The sequence below is a fragment of the Pseudomonas sp. NPDC096950 genome (genome assembly GCF_044762525.1).
Classification (GTDB): domain Bacteria; phylum Pseudomonadota; class Gammaproteobacteria; order Pseudomonadales; family Pseudomonadaceae; genus Aquipseudomonas.
The window spans coordinates 761704-779345 of sequence record NZ_JBIWEL010000001.1 but is presented as its reverse complement, the minus strand read 5'-3'; the positions used below and the strand labels follow the sequence as shown (position 1 = coordinate 779345).

General features: G+C 59.6%; 14 protein-coding genes. 9 read left to right on the top strand and 5 right to left on the bottom strand.

The features are described 5' to 3' along the window. Positions 1-28: 28 nt before the first annotated feature. The 9 genes from ACIQY3_RS03800 (at position 29) to ACIQY3_RS03760 (ending at position 14919) form a co-directional block, all read left to right on the top strand. A complete protein-coding gene (locus ACIQY3_RS03800; protein ID WP_403017395.1) occupies positions 29-2032 on the top strand; it encodes a type VI secretion system tip protein VgrG in 2004 nt (667 codons plus the stop codon). Then, on the top strand, positions 2029-2895 hold the full coding sequence (locus ACIQY3_RS03795) for a DUF4123 domain-containing protein (protein WP_403017393.1): 867 nt from the start codon (positions 2029-2031) through the stop codon (positions 2893-2895). Before ACIQY3_RS03800 ends, ACIQY3_RS03795 begins: the two co-directional genes overlap by 4 nt. After that, positions 2892-6524, top strand: coding sequence for a toxin VasX (locus tag ACIQY3_RS03790; protein ID WP_403017391.1), 3633 nt, complete (start codon positions 2892-2894; stop codon positions 6522-6524). Before ACIQY3_RS03795 ends, ACIQY3_RS03790 begins: the two co-directional genes overlap by 4 nt. Continuing rightward, complete coding sequence (locus tag ACIQY3_RS03785) at positions 6508-7638, top strand: hypothetical protein (RefSeq protein WP_403017389.1); 1131 nt, start codon at positions 6508-6510, stop codon at positions 7636-7638. The genes ACIQY3_RS03790 and ACIQY3_RS03785 overlap by 17 nt, the downstream gene beginning before the upstream one ends. 117 nt (positions 7639-7755) lie before the next feature. After that, positions 7756-8067: a hypothetical protein gene (locus ACIQY3_RS03780; RefSeq protein WP_403017387.1), complete on the top strand. Its 312-nt coding sequence runs from the start codon at positions 7756-7758 to the stop codon at positions 8065-8067. Then, the gene (locus tag ACIQY3_RS03775; RefSeq protein WP_403017385.1) at positions 8048-9178 is read left to right on the top strand and encodes a hypothetical protein; all 1131 of its coding nucleotides are present in this window, start codon (positions 8048-8050) and stop codon (positions 9176-9178) included. The genes ACIQY3_RS03780 and ACIQY3_RS03775 overlap by 20 nt, the downstream gene beginning before the upstream one ends. Before the next feature lie 265 nt (positions 9179-9443). After that, positions 9444-10688 (top strand): exonuclease SbcCD subunit D C-terminal domain-containing protein, encoded by a 1245-nt coding sequence (locus ACIQY3_RS03770; protein WP_403017383.1) that lies wholly within the window; start codon positions 9444-9446, stop codon positions 10686-10688. Continuing rightward, positions 10685-14326 carry an AAA family ATPase gene (locus ACIQY3_RS03765; protein WP_403017381.1) on the top strand — a complete coding sequence of 1214 codons (3642 nt, stop codon included), beginning with the start codon at positions 10685-10687 and terminating at the stop codon, positions 14324-14326. Before ACIQY3_RS03770 ends, ACIQY3_RS03765 begins: the two co-directional genes overlap by 4 nt. Continuing rightward, the gene (locus ACIQY3_RS03760; protein WP_403017379.1) at positions 14323-14919 is read left to right on the top strand and encodes a glutathione S-transferase; all 597 of its coding nucleotides are present in this window, start codon (positions 14323-14325) and stop codon (positions 14917-14919) included. Before ACIQY3_RS03765 ends, ACIQY3_RS03760 begins: the two co-directional genes overlap by 4 nt. A gap of 118 nt (positions 14920-15037) precedes the next feature. Here ACIQY3_RS03760 and ACIQY3_RS03755 read toward each other — a convergent pair whose 3' ends face one another. The 5 genes from ACIQY3_RS03755 to ACIQY3_RS03735 all read right to left on the bottom strand — a co-directional run bounded on the left by ACIQY3_RS03755 (position 15038) and on the right by ACIQY3_RS03735 (position 17566). Further along, a complete protein-coding gene (locus ACIQY3_RS03755) occupies positions 15038-15295 on the bottom strand; it encodes a hypothetical protein (RefSeq protein WP_403017377.1) in 258 nt (85 codons plus the stop codon). Next, on the bottom strand, positions 15292-15504 hold the full coding sequence (locus ACIQY3_RS03750) for a hypothetical protein (protein ID WP_054047591.1): 213 nt from the start codon (positions 15502-15504) through the stop codon (positions 15292-15294). Before ACIQY3_RS03750 ends, ACIQY3_RS03755 begins: the two co-directional genes overlap by 4 nt. A 253-nt stretch (positions 15505-15757) precedes the next feature. Next, positions 15758-15937 carry a hypothetical protein gene (locus tag ACIQY3_RS03745; RefSeq protein ID WP_054047590.1) on the bottom strand — a complete coding sequence of 60 codons (180 nt, stop codon included), beginning with the start codon at positions 15935-15937 and terminating at the stop codon, positions 15758-15760. A 167-nt stretch (positions 15938-16104) separates the two neighbouring features. Next, positions 16105-17280, bottom strand: coding sequence for a lactonase family protein (locus tag ACIQY3_RS03740; RefSeq protein ID WP_403017374.1), 1176 nt, complete (start codon positions 17278-17280; stop codon positions 16105-16107). Further along, positions 17267-17566 (bottom strand): DUF5629 family protein, encoded by a 300-nt coding sequence (locus ACIQY3_RS03735; protein ID WP_403017372.1) that lies wholly within the window; start codon positions 17564-17566, stop codon positions 17267-17269. Before ACIQY3_RS03735 ends, ACIQY3_RS03740 begins: the two co-directional genes overlap by 14 nt. Positions 17567-17642 lie beyond the last annotated feature (76 nt).

Sequence of the window (17642 nt, the reverse complement as noted above, 5' to 3'; positions counted from 1 at the left end):
TGCCTTTAAAAGACACAGGGATGCGGGGATGCTCAGCACGGCGAAGGACGTTGTTTTCACACTCGACATTGCAGGTTTTTCCTACGAGCTCCAGGTGCTCGAGTTTCGGGCCAGGGAAACGCTGAACCGGCCCTATGAGGTCGAGCTCGAACTGGTCAGCGAACGCCCGGATCTGGACCTCGAGTCGCTGCTGCATCGCCCGGCCTTTCTCACGTTCGGACCCGACAATGGTGGTCTTCACGGCCAGGTCTATCGAGTCGCGCAAGGCGATTCGGGCAAACGCCTGACTCACTACCAGATCACCCTGGTTCCCCACCTCGCTTACCTTGCCCACCGCAACAACCAGCGTATTTTCCAGCACCTGAGCGTGCCGAAAATCATCGAGCGGGTGTTGATCGACCACGGCATGCACGCTGACACATGGCGCTTCCAACTCAGCGCAGAGTACCGGCCACGGCTGTACTGCGTGCAATACAACGAGTCGGACCTGTTCTTCATTCAACGACTGTGTGAGGAAGAAGGCCTGCACTTTCATTTCCAGCACAGTGCCTCTGGGCATGTGTTGGTGTTCGGCGATGATCAGACGGTCTTCCCGAAACCCCAGAGCCCAACGGCGTATGCCCAGGGCAGCGGCATGGTCGCCGAAGCCTCAGTCATTGATCGCTTCCAGGTCAGCCTGGAAACCCGCGTCACCCATGTCAGCCGCCGGGATTACAACTTCGAAAAACCTCGCCTGCCACTCGACAGCGAGAGCAAGACCTCGCAACAGCCCCATCTGGAGGACTACGCCTTCCCCGGGCAATTCACCGACCGTGAGCGCGGCAAGTACCTGGCCAGAAGAACGCTGGAGCGCCATCGCGCAGATTACCGGCAAGCCCGTGGGCGAAGTGATCAAAGTGTCATGCGCAGCGGACACTTTGTTGACCTGATCGAACACCCGCGTCGCGACTGGAATGGTTTGTGGCTGCTGACCGAGGTCAAACATGTCGGCAGACAACCTCAAGTGCTGGAAGAGCTGATTACCGACAGCAATCCTGAGGACGGCTTCAGCCAGGGCTACCGCAACCAGTTCGTCGCAACGCCATGGGACGTGATATTCCGACCGCCCCTTGAACACCCCAAGCCGCGAATGACCGGCAGCCAGCATGCAGTGGTCACCGGACCGCCCGGTGAAGAGATCTACTGCGATGAGTACGGCCGCGTCAAAGTCCACATGGCGTGGGACCGTGACGGCCAACACAACGAACACTCAAGTTGCTGGCTACGCGTTGCCACGGGTTGGGCGAATGACCGCTATGGCAGTGTGCTGATCCCGCGAGTCGGCATGGAAGTGCTGGTGGGCTTCAGCGAAGGCGACCCCGACAAACCGTTGATCGTTGGCTGTTTGCCGAATGCGGCGACGCCCGTGCCACTGGATCTGCCCGCTCAGCATACGCAAAGCATTTTGCGCAGCCAGAGCAGCCCTGGCGGTGGCGGTTACAACGAGTTGCGCATCGAGGACAGAAAAGGCTCGGAAGAAATCGCCCTGCGGGCCCAGCGTGACTTCGTTCAGTTGGTGCTGAACGACGAACGCATTCAGGTCGACAACCAACGCACCGTCGTGGTCGGCGGCACCGCCAGCCATGACCTGCGCGGCGAAGAACACCACCTCACCCACGGCAAGCGCCTGACTGAACTCAGGCAGGACGATCACCTGCTGGTGCTGGGCGACCAACACATTCGCGTCACCAGTCAGCGACTCAACGCCACCCAACAGATTCATCTCAGCGCCGGACAGCAAGTCGTCATTGATGGTGGATTGCACCTGACGGTCAAGGCTGGCGGGCAATGGCTGACGCTGGGGCCGGACGGCATTTTCAGCAGCGTACCGATTACGCAGGGCGGAGCTCCGGCCGACAGTTTGCCGGCTGAACCGTTGATGCCAGGCGCATTACCGCTGCTGAAGGTCACTTTCGACGCAGCACAACAACGCCGTGCGCTGGTTTCAACGCGCGGCTCTCGCTGCCTGATTTGTGAGGCCGCCCTCGCATGACACTCTCAATCGCTTTACCAGCCGACCTGCCGTGGAACGAGCAACAGGCTTTTGTGTTGCTCGATGGCGCGACCCTGAGCAATTTGCCGGAACGCTTGAAGCAATTGAGCCCTGGCGCCAACGCTGTCGCGCTGTATGACTGCCCTTCTTTTACCGCTCTGCGGGATATCTCACCGCTGTTGGTGGCCGCTCAACAGCCTGACGAGCCGCTTGTTCAGTTTTATCTGGAGCACGCGCACGAGGAATGGGGCGTGCTGTTGTTCAGCCGGGATTCGGCGCACGCCGTCGCCCAGCACTTGCGCAAGCTGTTGACGGTTGAGTTGCCAGAGGGGGTGCCGGTGTTCCTGCGACTGGCCGATGCCGCCGTGGCGCGAATCTTGTTCAGCAGCGGCGATCAGCGTTTGTTTGGGCCGTTGTCCTGTGTGGTGACGGCTGATGGCGTCGAGGGTGATTGGCAACGTCATCAACCTCTGCTGGCCGAATGCCCGGATTTGCCGACGCCCTATCGCCTGAGCGCTGAACAGAATTCGGCGCTGGAGCAGGTTGACCGACGTCGCGTACTGCTCGAACTCGACGCTCATCTGCTCCGGTTTTTTCCCGAAAGCCAACGCGGCGCAACCGTGTCGCAGCGATGGCCAATGCTTGAGCAATTAGAGGCGCAGGCCAACACGCTGGGCTTAAGCAGCCAATCCGAGCTGTTTTATTACGCCAACGTCATGGCCTCTCTGGACGGCTCATCGCTCGAACAGCATCCGCCTATCAACCGATTGCTGCATACGCCGTCGCTGCAACCCATCGGCGAGCGTATCGCGCTGGCCGCAGACATGGCCCTCCAATGGGCAAGTGAACGAGGCCGCTCATGAGCCATCCTGCCAACCTAGCCGCAGCGGCGGCCCCCAAAACCGCCATCGGCTCGCCCGGTGCCTGCCCTTTGCGCCAAACCCACGTGCAGCTTCTACCGGTGCGTTATGGCTTGGTGGAGAAAACCTTCGACCCCAGCGCCACGCTGAAATTGCCCTACACCCTCCAAACCCGGCCACTGGGCATTCGCCTGCTGCGCGATGGCTGGCTGTACGTGATCGACAGCGGCACCGGCCACTTGCACGAATACCGTGTGCTCAATGGTGTGGTCAGCGCCTTGCTGCACAAGGGGGCCAAGGTCGATGGCGATCAACGCATGGCCATTGAAGAACGCCCGGCCCTGGTGTTTTCCCGGCGCAGCACGTTGCAGGTGTGCTTCGCCGAGGTGCAGTGGACCGCCGCCAAATGTGCTCAGGTGCTCGACAGTCATGAAGAACGCGAGCATTTCATGCAGGCCGTTGACCTCGGCCCGGTGCATTGCGACACCGGTGGCGAACACTTGCTGACAGTCGAGCAAGCCAGGCAGTGGCTGGCGGAAATTGCGACAGCGCCCGCCCAGCAGGCCCAAGCCGGAAAAGACTCTGCCGAACAGGAAGAAGCGTCGCCACCGGATGCCGTTCTGTTGCCCACGGTGCAAGTCAGCAACGTTCCCGCTCACGAACTCGAACCTTATCTGTGGGAAACCCCCCGGCGCTTTCGCGAGGCGCACATCGGTGAATTTCTCGGGCGGGTGCGCCCGGCTTACCAGGACGACACACTATTCCTCGTGGTGCAGGACGACCTCGGCGTGCTGCGTGACCTCGCCGACTATCAAGACACCGTGGTCGGCTGGGTCGATGCCTGGAGCAATGCCGAGCACAACGAACGTAACTATTTGCTGGCCTGCTACATCGAATCCTTGAGCCAGCTCAGCCCGGCGGATGTTGAAAAACTGGGCGAGGTCAGCGACGACCCGGCAGTCAATGCCCTGCTTGGCGATCTGCAACAGTTGCCAGAACCCACTCGGGAACGCACGCGCAAAGCCTTGTTGGATTACCTGAACAAGGGCGGTAAGGTCGAGCCTGTCGACGTACCGCCGCCTCCGGAACTGCTGCAGTTGCGCAAGCAAGCCGAAGCCGACGTCAAAGAGATGCTCAAACATCAGGGCGGCACGCCAGACTTCACGGCACATAGGCGCGCCATTGATGAAGCGGACCGCAGTTATTACACCCGCCAGCACTTTGCGATGGCCCCCGACGAGTTTGTTGAGCGGCACCTCAAATCCCTGATCAAACTCGGCAAGGAGCAAAACAAACGCATCGAGGACGTGCTCGAGGGTTCCAACTTCACCGGCAAACGCGGGATCAACGACTTCATCGACCGCGAGGCCATGGACAACGAGCTGTTTCAGTACCGCGCCGACCTTGGCCGCTGGAACCGACTGCTTGAGCGCATCACCGCTGACCGCACGGACCTGGTGTGTGCCGGACGCTACCACCGCTCGGCCTGGTACTACGACGCGCACGAGCCAACCCAACTCGGCCAGACCTTTAGCGCCGAATACGCCTGCCTAAAGGACATCTGCCGCAGCGACCACGCCAGCGAAAAGATGCTCGGCTATCTGGAACAACATCCGGAACTGACCCGGCCGTTGTTCTACACCTTGCCGCTGCGCCTGCAACTGGAACAGGCCGGGCAATACAGCACGCTGTCCAACGCCGGCATGGCCCTGTTCAACAACCTGCCGCACTGGCTGGCCGAGTTGAAGAAAATCGAACAACCACAGCTGCCGGCCCTCGACGACCTGCCCGAACACACCCGTGCCGTCGCCGACGCAGCCCGGCACAGCCTCGGTCCGGCGCTGAACCTGGGCTTGAGCCAGGCGCTGGAAGGCTTCGACCTGACGGCAGAAAAAATCCCCGACCTCGACGAACTGTTTCAGCGCCTGCCCAAAGCGCTGCACATGCGCCTGCTGGATGCGGCGAAAACCACCGGCGTGACGTTTACCGTCGCCACCCCGGCGGAACATGCGGCGCTGCAAACCAACCTCAAGGAAATACTCAGGGAGCGCGACTACCTCAAAGCCCTGACCCGTGAACGCAATCAGATCACCCACAACAAAAACCGCCAGGGGCATAAGACGCCACGGGCGATTGAGTTGCAGGGAGAAATCGTGCGCGTGCGCGGGCAGTTGACGCAACTTGAGGGACGGCTGGCGGGGGCGCTGAGCCCGATTGCGGAACTGCCGGATCAGTCGGCCCGGCTCTACGGTGCAACGCCGGCGCGAGCGGGGGTAACGGTGGTGTTTCCGCCGGCGCAGCAGCAGGAGGTGCGGGGGTTGTTGAGGAATATTCGGTTGGGGGTGGCGGCGGCGCCGAATACGGGGTTGATTAGAAGTGAGGGGATGGGATTGTTGGTGTTTATGGTGCAGGGAGTGAATTTGGTTTCGGTCATAAGGGAGACGTTTAGCCAGGCGCGGGATAAGCGTAAGTTGGCGCCGTTGCTGAGTGCGGCGGCTGCCACTGGGGCGGCAGGATTCACTGCTGCCCAAAGTCTCACCGACACTGCCCTGAAGGCACGAAGCGCGGAGCTTGTCGCAGGTCTGCAGCGACACGCCTTGCAGAGTGTTCATGTGCAGATGGGGAAAATGCATATTGGGTTGGGTGGCTTTACCTACTTTTTTGGAGTTATTGCTTCGGCATTCAGCTTGAATACCCAGTACCAGAATTGGCAGCAGGCTACACGCAGCGGAAATGGCTCGACACAGAACAGTGCAGCGCTTGCCACATTGGGTGCAGGAGGCATGACAGCCGTTAATGCCTACGGTCTGAGCCATACCGTCCACGCTACGGCTAAAGTCCTGACAGCTCGAAGCGCCGAAGCACGAACAGCGGCCTGGGCCGCTGCGGGTACACGTCTGTCGACCGTGTTCTTCCGGTTCAATTTGGCAGGGGCGTTATTCACCGTACTGGAACTGGGTGGTACCTGGCTCTTCAACCGCTACAACATCAGCGCCCACGACAGGTGGCTGAAAACCACGCCGTGGAGCCTGGATGCGGAGGCGCACGGCGACCATACGCTGGATGAATATAAAAATTATCTGGTCTTTTTACTTCATGCGCCTTATGTCCAATTGGGTCCAAACGAGCATGACTCGTGGCTGAAAAAACTGCTCTTAAAGGCCAAACCAAAGGACATCCATCTGGTGCTGCCAGGCCTCAAGCTCAATGATTTTCAGCCGCCCTTGAACGGTCAACCTGCCCGTCGCTTGGGGATCGGCGCTCACCGTATCTCTATTCCTCTTCACAATCGCGGCACACCGAGAGAGCGCAAGGACGTCATCAGTACTGAAGTGGCGAACAGCCTGCGTATTGTCGAAACAGGCCCCGATCGATTGGTGCTGTGCCTGCAATACCCACTGGATATTGATGCGGAATTTACGCCAGCTTCCGAAACACTGGAACTGACGGTCTGCCTACAAATCTTGGCCAACAACGGCGAATGGATTTCTCGCAATCGCGTCATTCGCTTTAACCCCCGCGGCGAAGGCCATTTCCCTGTGTCGCCCTCTCAAACTGTTACCGAGCGTCCACCGATGTTGCTGGTAGAAACCCATTTGCTGGAGATGGCCGATCATGCCCACCAAGATTGATAGCGCCGTGCCCGCTCCACACTTCGAACAACAGCGAAAGGCTGGAGATGTCGAGCCGTTTCCAAGCGGAAAAATCACCTATCTGGCACCGTTACCGTTGCCGACACCAATGCCGCCGAACGGTCCTCACATTGGAGAGCTAAATGATGTGTATATGGACTTCGGGCTGGGGTGGCCCCAGATATTTTCATGGCAAGTCATCTTAGGCCTGCCATTCAGTGGCACCTGTATGTTCATCTTCCTTTTTCCGCTGTTTTGTTTTTGTTTTGGTCTCATATCGGGGTACGAGTGGCTGTACTCATGGGAGTTTGCGGTAGATGTTTTTTATGCTGCTTTAGAACCTGGACTTTTAGCTGCTTTTTTTTCATTACTCATCGGCCTCTTCACTTGGCACCACAACCACAAAAAACGCCTCCAGATCATCCCCACCCGCTTCAACCGCCAACGCCGCGAAGTCTGCTTCGTGCCCGAAGACGCCACCGAACCCGTCTTCATCCCCTGGGAATCCCTTTCCGCCTGGGTCATCGAAGCCCAAGGCGCGACTCAATACGGCATCCAGCGCCAATACGGCATGGGCATCGGTTTCCAGCACGGCGAAACCCTGACCAGCGTCGAATTTCCCTGCGCTGGCCTGCCCATCGCCATCAGCTACTGGGAAGCGATTCGCGGCTACATGGAATACGAAGTCAACGACCTCAAATCCATCCAGGACCCGCTAGACCTGCAAGGCCCCGACGACCCGCCCCACGAAGGCCTGCATACGTTCCGCAACGCCCGAGCACGCATGCACCAGCAAATACGCGATGGTTCCCGCAGTCGAATTTCGGGTTTTTTCTGGTACCTGTACCACGTGATGACGCTATGGACGATCCCCAACCACCTCACCGAATGGGAAATCCGCCGCATCAAAGCCATGGGCCAAAAGATCTTGCCCGAAGTCATGCAGCGATGGTCGGAGCCATTGCCGAAGGCGCAATGGGCGAAACCAAGTGATGACTTGCTCAGAATGAGCGAACAAGTCCGCCGACTGCATAAACGTCAACCGGGACGAGCCATTACCGATATTTTTGCCGAAGTGCAGCGATTGAACGCTCGCAGCAAAATCAGCGGGTGAAACAGCGTTGTGGCGAGGGGGCTTGCCCCCGTTCGGCTGCGCAGCAGTCGCAGAATCAAACAACTCGGTTTCTCAGGATCATCGCAGGGCCGCGGTACCGCCCGGGAGCGCAAGGATGTGATCAGCAATGAAGTGTCGGACAGCCTGCAAGTCGTGCAAGCAGACCCGCTGATTTTATGCCTGCAATATCCCCTGAACCGTAATAACCCGATGGCGCCCGTGGTCGAGACACTGGAACTGGCGGTGTGCGTGCAAGTACTGAATGCCAAAGGACAGTGGATTTCCCGCACCCACATGATTCATCTCAACCCGCGTGGTGAAGGCCATTTTCCTTCGCTGCCGCCCAACACGGTCACCGAGCATCCTCCCGTTTTGTTGGTTGAAACCCATTTGCTGGAGTCGGTCGACCATGCCCAAAAACCTGGATAACCCCGTGCCGAAACCGCAACTTGAGCATTCTCGCAAAGCCGGCGATATCGAGCCCTTTCCAAGCGGGAAGATCACCTATCTCGCCCCGTTGCCGCTGCCTACGCCGATACCGCCTAGTGGTCCTCATATCGGGGAGTTAAATGAGGTGTATATGGACTTTGGGTTGGGGTCTCCACAGGTATTCTCATGGCAGGTCATATTAGGTTTGCCTTTCAGCGGCGCATTTATGGTCGCTTTCTTATGCCCGCTTATTGGCGGATTTATGTTTTTTTTGTTCGGGATGGGTTGGGACGATATTTCTCATGCCATAGAAGGGATCTTCCATGAGGCCTACGGGCTCGCTATACAAACGAGCTTGTTCGCTCTATTCATCTGCCTCTGCGTCTGGCTCCACAACCACAACAAACGCGTCGAGATCATCCCCACCCGCTTCAACCGTCAACGCCGCGAAGTTTGCTTCATGCCCGAAGACGCCACCGAACCGCTCTTCGTCCCCTGGGAATCCCTCAGCGCCTGGGTCATCGAAGCCCAAGGCGTCACCCAATATGGCGTGCGCCGCCAATACGGCATGGGCATCGGTTTCCAGCACGGTGAAACCCTGACCAGCGTCGAGTTCCCCTGCGCCGGCCTGCCCATCGCCATCAGCTACTGGGAAGCGATTCGCGGCTACATGGAGTCCGAGGTCAACGACCTCAAATCCATCCAGGACCCGCTAGACCTGCAAGGCCCCGACGACCCGCCCCACGAAGGCCTGCATACGTTCCGCAACGCCCGAGCACGCATGCATCAGCAAATCCGCGACGGTTCCCGCAATCGAATTTCGGGATTTTTCTGGTACCTGTACCACGTAATGACGCTATGGACGATTCCCAATTACCTGACCGAATGGGAAATCCGCCGCATCAAAGCCATGGGCCAAAAAATGTTGCCCGACGTCATGCAGCGATGGTCGGAGCCATTGCCGAAGGCGCAATGGGCGAAACCAAGTGATGACTTGCTCAGAATGAGCGAACAAGTCCGCCGACTGCATAAACGTCAACCGGGAAGAGCCATTACTCAGATTTTTGCCGAAGTGCAGCGCTTGAACGCTCGCAGCAAAATCAGCGGGTGAAACAGCGTTGTGGCGAGGGGGCTTGCCCCCGTTCGGCTGCGCAGCAGTCGCAAAACCAGACAACTCGTTTTATCAGGTCAATCGCTGGGGCCGCTTCGCGCCCCAATGGGGGCAAGCCCCCTCGCCACAGGTAAGCATCCTGGTCACAAGTCCGCCGTTCGACCAGATCCATCGCGCCATCCATCCTGTTTGCCAGTAAACTCCCTCCCCTTTAGCCGCCTTCATTTCCCACGCGGCCATCACCTTATTTCCTACGGAGTTCGCCTTGCGTCTGTTCCACACCTCCGACTGGCACCTTGGGCAGAACCTGCACGGCCAGGACCGCGATTTCGAGCACGGTTGTTTCCTCGATTGGCTGTTGCGCCAGCTGAAGCTGGACCAGCCCGACGTGCTGCTGATCGCCGGCGATATCTTCGATACGGTCAACCCGCCGGTCAAAGCCCAGGAACGCCTTTACGATTTCATCGTCAGCGCCCACGAGCAGCAGCCGTTGCTGACCATCGTGATGATCGCCGGCAACCACGACTCCGGCTCGCGGATCGAACTGCCGGCGCCGTTGATGCGGCGCCTGCGCACCCACGCATTGGGTCGGGTGCTGTGGCTCGATGACGGGCAATTGGACGCCGAACGCCTGTTGCTGCCGCTGCCCGACGCCAGCGGCGAGATTGCCGGTTGGTGCCTGGCGCTGCCGTTCCTGCGCCCTGCGGAGGTGACCGGCGCGCAGTTGGGCGACAACTATTTGCGCGGTATCGGCCAGGTGCATGAATGGCTGATCGAAGCGGCCAACGCCAAGCGCAAGCCCGGTCAGGCGTTGATCGCGCTCAGTCATGCGCACATGGCCGGCGGTTCGGTGTCGGAAGATTCCGAACGCAGCCTGATCATCGGCAACGCCGAAGCCCTGCCCGCCAGCCTGTTTGGGCCGAGCATCAGCTACGTGGCCCTTGGGCATTTGCATAAGCCGCAGAAGGTCAACGGTGAAGAACGCATCCGCTACAGCGGTTCGCCGATTCCGTTGTCGTTCTCCGAGATCAATTATCCGCATCAGATTCTCGCCATCACCCTCGAGGGCGAAACCCTGGTCAGCGTCGAACCGAAACTGATCCCGCGCGCGGTCAACCTCCAACGCATCGGCCCGGCCCCGCTGGCCGAAATCCTGCTGCAACTGGCGGATCTGCCGAACACCGACTTGCTGGAAGATCTCCAGCGCCAGCCGTGGCTGGAAGTCCGGGTGCGCCTCGACGAACCGCAACCGGACCTGCGTTATCAAGTGGAAACCGCTCTGCAAGGCAAAGCCGTGCGCCTGGTGCGAATCGCCGCCGAATACGCGGGCAACGGCAGCAAGGACGGGACCGATGACGGCGCGACCTTGATTGAACTGGATCAGCTTTCGCCCCAGGAACTGTTCAGCCGCGCCTGGCAGGACAACTACGGCAGCGAGGTCGATGAGCAAACCCTCAAGGACTTTGCCGAGCTGCTGCAAGACGTGCAGATGGAGAGCGAACAGCCATGAAGATCCTCGCGATCCGCCTGAAAAACCTCGCGTCCCTGGCCGGGCCGTTTGAAATCGACTTCACCGCCGAGCCGCTGGCCAGCGCTGGACTGTTCGCCATCACCGGGCCGACCGGCGCCGGTAAAAGTACTTTGCTCGATGCGTTGTGCCTGGCCCTGTTCGGCGCCGTGCCGCGCCTCAACAACACCGGCCGCGATGCCAAAGTCCCGGACGCCGATGGCGAAATCGGCACCGGCGACCCCCGCACCCTGCTGCGTCGCGGCACCGGTGAAGGTTTTGCCGAAGTGGATTTCGTCGGCATCGATGGCCGCCGCTATCGCGCCCGTTGGGAAGCCAATCGCGCCCGGGAAAAGGCTGGCGGCAAGTTGCAAGCCAGTCGCCAGAGCCTGCGGGATATCGATCAGGATCAACTGCTGGCCAGTCAGAAAGGCGAATACAAAGCGCAGCTCGAAGCCGCGCTGGGCCTGAACTTTGAACAATTCACCCGCGCCGTGCTGCTGGCCCAGAGTGAGTTCAGCGCGTTCCTCAAGGCGGACGACAACGACCGCAGCGAGTTGCTGGAAAAACTCACCGACACAGCGCTCTACACCCGTTTGGGCCGTCGTGCTTTCGACAAGACCAAAGAGGCCCGCGAAGCCCACAAACTACTGCAGGATCAGGCCACCGGTGTCACGCCGCTGTCCCCCGAAGCCCGCGTCGAGCTGGATGAACGCTTCAACGAAGCCCAGCAGCAACTCAAGACTCAGCAAGCACAACTCAAGCAATTAGAGTTGCAGCACACGTGGCTCAAAGATTTGCGCCAATTGCAGGACGAGCAACACAGCGCCACCGAGCAACTGCAAGCCGCCCAGCAACACTGGGAAAGCCTGGCCGGTGAACGGCTGAAGCTGACACGCCTGGAGCAACTGGCGCCGCAGCGACATCAGTTCGCGCGCAAAACCGAACTCACCGCCCAACTCATGCCGCTGGCGACGCAGATTCAGCAGCACACGCAACAGCAACAGGCACTGACCGAGCGCCAGACCCAACTCGAACAGAGCCTGAGCAGCGCCCACACCGCGCTGACCGAGGCGCAAAACCGGCACAGCGCCGGTGCGCCGCTGCTGCGTCAGGCCTTTGAAGAGCAAAGCACCCTCGCCCGTTTGGCGAAGGATGCCAGCCTCAGTGCCGACGCCAAGCAACAAGCGGAACTGGCCAGCACCCAAGGCCAGACCACGATTCAAGGTTTGCTCGACCAGCAAAAACAAGTCGCCGAACGTTTGCAGCGCATCGCCGGGGAGCTTGAACAAAGCGCTCATTTGGCGCCGCTGAGCGATGCCTGGAACGCCTACCGCGATCGCCTGCAACAGCTGATGCTGATCGGCAATCGCCTGAACAAAGGCCAGGATGAACTGGCCGATCTGCAACAACGCGCCACCCGCGCCGCCGAAGAACTGGCCGCGCAAAAGCAGAACCTGGAAGTGCTGTACAAAGAGGCCGGCGCCGAACCGGAAGCCGTGGCCGAGCAGATCCAGTTGCTCAGCACGTTGTTGCAGGACAACCGCAAGCAACTGCGCGCCTTCGAAGAGCTGACACGACTGTGGGGCAGTCAGCAGGAACTGGACAAGCGCGGCGCCGAGCTTCAACAGCGTCAACTCGCCGCCCAGCAAGAACGTGAACGCCTGACCCAGGACGGCGTAAAAACCAAAGCCGAACTGACCGTCGCCGAACAAACGTTGACCGTCACCCGGGAACTGTTGGAACGCCAACGCCTGGCTCGCAGCGAAAGCGTCGAGGAACTGCGCGGGCAATTACAGGACGACCAACCGTGCCCGGTCTGCGGCAGTCCCGATCATCCTTATCATCAGCCCGAAGCCTTGCTGCAAAGCCTCGGCCGGCACGATGAAAGCGAGCTGACCAACGCGCAGAAAGCCGTCGATCTGCTTAAGGAAAAACTCACCGATCTGCGCGCCGAAGTCGGTGGTTTGATTGCGCAGCAAAAGGAGTTGCTGCAGCAGCAGGAACACCTCGCCACGCAACAACAAAGCCTGGCGCCTAGCCTCGAAGCCCATCCGCTGTCCGCGCAGTTGCTGAATCAGGACGCGGCTAAACGCGATGCCTGGCTGGCGCAGCAAAACAGTCAGTTGAACCAGAGCATCACCCAAGACGAACAACGCCAGACTGCCCTGCTCACCCTGCAACAGGACGCCGCGCGCCTGGCCCAGCAACTGCACAGCGCCGAAACCGCGAGCCAGCAAGCGACCCAGCACCTGAGCACTCAGCAACAGGCCTTGAGCGGCGATCGCCAGCGTCTGGACGAAGAACTCACGGCGTTCAGCTCCCTGCTTCCAGCCGATACGCTGGAAGCCTTGCGCAACGAACCGGCCGCAACGTTCATGCAGCTCGACCGGCAAATCGCCCAGCGCCTTGAACAACTCGAGCAGCAGCGCGATGAACTCGGCGAGCAGCAACAGCGTCAGCAAACGTTGGAGAAAGAGCAGGATCGTCAACTGACCCGCGTCCAACAACTGGAAACGGCGCAACAGCAGTTCACGGTGCTGGCTGAGCAGCAACAGGCTTGCCAGCAGAAACTCGCGCAATTGCTTGGCGATCATGCGAGTGCCGAGCAGTGGCAGCAGCAACTCGATCAAGCGGTCGAACAGGCGCGGCATGCCGAAGCGGCGGCCAATCAAGAACTGCAAACCGTGCGCACGGGCCTGGTGCAATTGGCGGCTGAACTCAAGGCCCAGCAACAACGTTCAGAGGCGTTGGAGCAGGAAGACCGCGAGTTGAGCGGCAAGATTGCCGACTGGCGTGCGCGGCATCCAGAACTGGATGACGGTGGGCTGGAGGATTTGTTGAGCGTCGACGACCAACAGGTCAGCGATCTGCGCCAGCAATTGCAGCACAGCGAAAAAGCCATCGAACAGGCCAAGGTGTTGTTGCAGGAGCGCGATCAGCGCTTGGTCAATCATCAGGCCCAACACAATGGCAATCTCGACGCCGAACAACTGGCCAGCGCGCTGACGGAATTGCAAAACCTGTTTGCCGCCAGCGAACACCGCTGCGCCGAACTGCGTGCAGAACAGGCCGAGGATCAACGTCGGCAAAACGCCAATCAGGCTTTGGCCCAACAAATCGCCAACGCCTACACCGAGTACCAGCGCTGGGCGCGCTTGAGTGCCTTGATCGGCTCGGCCACTGGCGACACCTTCCGCAAGATCGCCCAGGCCTACAACCTCGATTTGCTGGTGCATCATGCCAACGTGCAGTTGCGCCAATTGGTCCGTCGTTATCGCCTGAAGCGCGGCGGCAGCATGCTTGGTTTGCTGGTGATGGACACGGAGATGGGCGACGAACTGCGCTCGGTGCATTCGTTGTCCGGCGGCGAGACGTTCCTGGTGTCGCTGGCACTGGCCCTGGGTTTGGCGTCGATGGCGTCGAGCACGTTGAAGATCGAATCGCTGTTTATCGACGAGGGCTTCGGCAGCCTCGATCCGGAATCCCTTCAACTGGCCATGGACGCCCTCGACGGCTTGCAGGCCCAGGGTCGCAAAGTCGCGGTGATTTCCCACGTGCAGGAAATGCATGAGCGGATCCCGGTGCAGATTCAGGTCCGTCGCCAGGGCAATGGCCTGAGCACCCTGGAGGTGAAATGACCACGCTCTACTCCTTCCGCCGCTGCCCCTACGCCATGCGTGCGCGCATGGCCCTGCGTTATTCAGGGGTGGAAGTGCAGATTGTCGAAGTCAGCCTGAAAGCCAAGCCTGCGGAAATGCTCGCGCTGTCGAGCAAAGGCACGGTGCCGGTGCTGGAGGTTGAGGGTCGGGTGATTGATGAAAGTCTGGCGATCATGCACTGGGCCCTGGCGCAGCACGATCCTGAGGATTGGTTGCTCAAGGACGATCCTGCGGGGCAGTTGCGCATTGCGGAACTGATCGAAGAAAACGATCAGGTGTTCAAGGTGCATCTGAATCGCTACAAATACGCCGAGCGCTACCCCGAGCAGCCGATGGAACATTATCGGGCCGAGGGTGAGGTGTTTTTGCGCAAGCTGGATGAGTTGCTCGAGGGGCGGAATTATTTGCTCGCCGGGCACCTGAGCCTGGCGGACGTGGCATTGATGCCGTTCGTTCGGCAGTTTGCGCATGTGGATCGGGAGTGGTTTGGGCAGACACCTTATGTGCGGTTGCAGGTGTGGCTTCAGCGGTTGCTGGAGTCCGATCTTTTTACCGGCGTCATGCAAAAGTAAGAACACGCGCTACTGTGGCGAGGGAGCTTGCTCCCGTTGGACTGCGCAGCAGTCCCATCTTTTGGGGCCGCTTTGCAGCCCAGCGGGAGCAAGCTCCCTCGCCACAGTGACCGCGTTTTTACGCCAGCACCGAGCACATCCCCAACACCGAGCAATCCACTTGGAACGGTCCGAGGAACTCGGCCCGAACCTTCGATGGCGGATTACCCACCAACAACCCCAACGCCTTGGCCGTCTGAATGCCGTGGGCGATGCTGTGGTTGCATTCGATGGACCGTGCCACCGAGCCCGCCGAGCCCTGCCCGATCCCCAACAGTGAAGCGCCATTGGTCATGAACGCCAAGAAGGCGATGACCCAGAGTCTGTGTCCTTTCATGCTCCGACCGCTCCCAACAAATCCTCGTGATCAGCCACGACGCTTTGCGCGCGGTGTTCGAACTGGATAGCGGGATAAGCGACCTGAATCGGCGCTTGAATGTCGTGTTGCGATTGAGCCGAAAGGCTCACCACGAGCACCATGGCCACGTAGATTCCGATGGCCAGGTAGGCGCCGTGTTTGGCAGAAGTGAGGATTGCGCTGGCCATGGTGTTCTCCGTGGGCATGTTTCAGTGCCCACAGAATCGATCAAAAAAACCGAAGCAACCACTCAGCGTTTTCCATAGTCACCATCAGCTTGGTTGATCATTAAACCCGTCTATGTCAGCGCTAAAAAAAACCTATGACCCTTGGAAACACACGCGCGTAGGAGCTGCCGAAGGCTGCGATCTTTTGACTTTTCAAGAGCAAAAGATCGCAGCCTTCGGCAGCTCCTACAGGGAGCGACAATGTTCGCAGATTTCAGGCTTGGGTTTTGTGATCCAGCGCGGCGTAGAAGTTGGCGCTTTGTTGCAGGTATTTTTGGGTGTAGCTCTGGGTGTGGGATTTTTTGCTGTTGATTTCAACGTTGGCGCTGGCTGGCAGGGCAACGGTGGCAGAGATAGCGGAGGCAGCGATGATGGAGAAGATATTGAAGTTCATGGCGGTGTTCCTCGGAGTCAGTTGGCTTGCTTGCCCGGTTGGGCCGTGGAGCAAACTTAACGTCCGAGGTCCGCGCCTTGAAATGCTTTGTAGCATTAGCGGATATCAGTCTCATTAATAGAAGGTCGCAGGCCTTATCAACCGGGGCCTGCGGCCTATTGCCGCACCTATTGACGCACTAGAAACTTGAGGTCGCTCGGGGCATCCATCGGCAATTTCTGCACGGTTTTGCCCAACAGGCCGGTCTTGGCATCGCGCTCGACGACGACAATCTCGTTGCTCTTCTGGTTGGCGATCAACAGGAACTTGCCACTCGGATCGAGGCTGAATTCCCGCGGGTGATCACCCTCGACGGAGCGACGCTGGAGTTCCTTGAGCTGAGCGGTGGCCGGATCGATGGCGAACACCAGCAACTGATTGGCGGTGCCACGGTTGCTGACATATAGAAATTTGCCATCAGCCGAGGCGTGAAGTGCAGCGCCGGCCTTATCGGAGGTGGGCTGCCCCGCCGCCAGATCGACTATTTGCGTTTGCTTGAGCGTGCCGTCCTGGTAGTCGAACACCGCGACCTGGGCGCTCATTTCCATGGTCAGCCAGGCGTGCTTGCCATCGGCGCTGAACAGCAGATGACGCGGCCCGCTACCGGCTGGCAATTGCACCGAGGCCGGCGTCGCAGGCGTCAGCGGCAACAGCGGGTTGGCCTTGGGGTTGAAGCGATAGACAAAGATCTTGTCCGCGCCCAAATCATTGGAGAACACGTACTTGCCATCCGGCGAGGAGATCGTCGAATGCACGTGCGCCGAGGCTTGCCGTTCCGGGTTGACCCGGCTCGACGGGTGGCTGCTCATCTGCACCACCGACTTGAGCTTGCCGTCCGCGCCCACCGGCAACACCGCGAGGGTGCCGCCCGGATCCTCGACCACCGAGTAGTTGCTGACGAACAAATGGCTGCCGTCAACACTGAGGCTCGAATGGGTCGGCTCGTTGCCCAGGCTCTGGACCTGACTGATCAGGCTCAGTTCATGGGTCTTGGGGTTGATCGAATAACTGCTGACCTTGCCCACCGGATCAGTCTGGCCCGGGCCGTTTTCGTTGACCACGAACAGGTGCTGCTGATCCTTGGAAATCGTCAGCCAGGACGGGTTTTCGCTCTTGACCACTTGCAGCGGCTTGGCGGCAATCTGCCCGGTGGCGCTGTCGAAGTTCAGGCGATAAATCCCCTGGCTCTGACCTGCGGTGTAGGAACCGACCAGCAATTGATAATCGTCGACGGTCGCGGCCTGAACGCCCATGGCGCCGACGCTGCCCGCCATCAACAGTGGCCAGAAATTACGCATCTTCATGCTCTTCTTCCTCGTCGTCATGCCCGCCGATGGCGGCCATGCACACCAGCCGGTGCTCGCCGGAATCACCGGTAATGAGCCAGCTCTGCAGGGTTGGATCGAAAGTCGCTGCCTGGATCTGGGCCATGCTGAATTCCCAATGCTTGAGCGCCCGACCGTCCATGCATTCGATGTTCAGACTGTCGTCCTCTTCACCGAGGTAGAAATCAGAGGCGTGCAAGCCATCGATTTCCAGCATGTCGCAGTTTTCGAGGGCGTTGAGCAAGGTGTCGGTTACGGCAGTCATGGCAATCAATCATTCAATTGGAAAGACGCAATGATAGCTCATCACTCCCCCTGGACCGGTGCCGAACACAAAACTC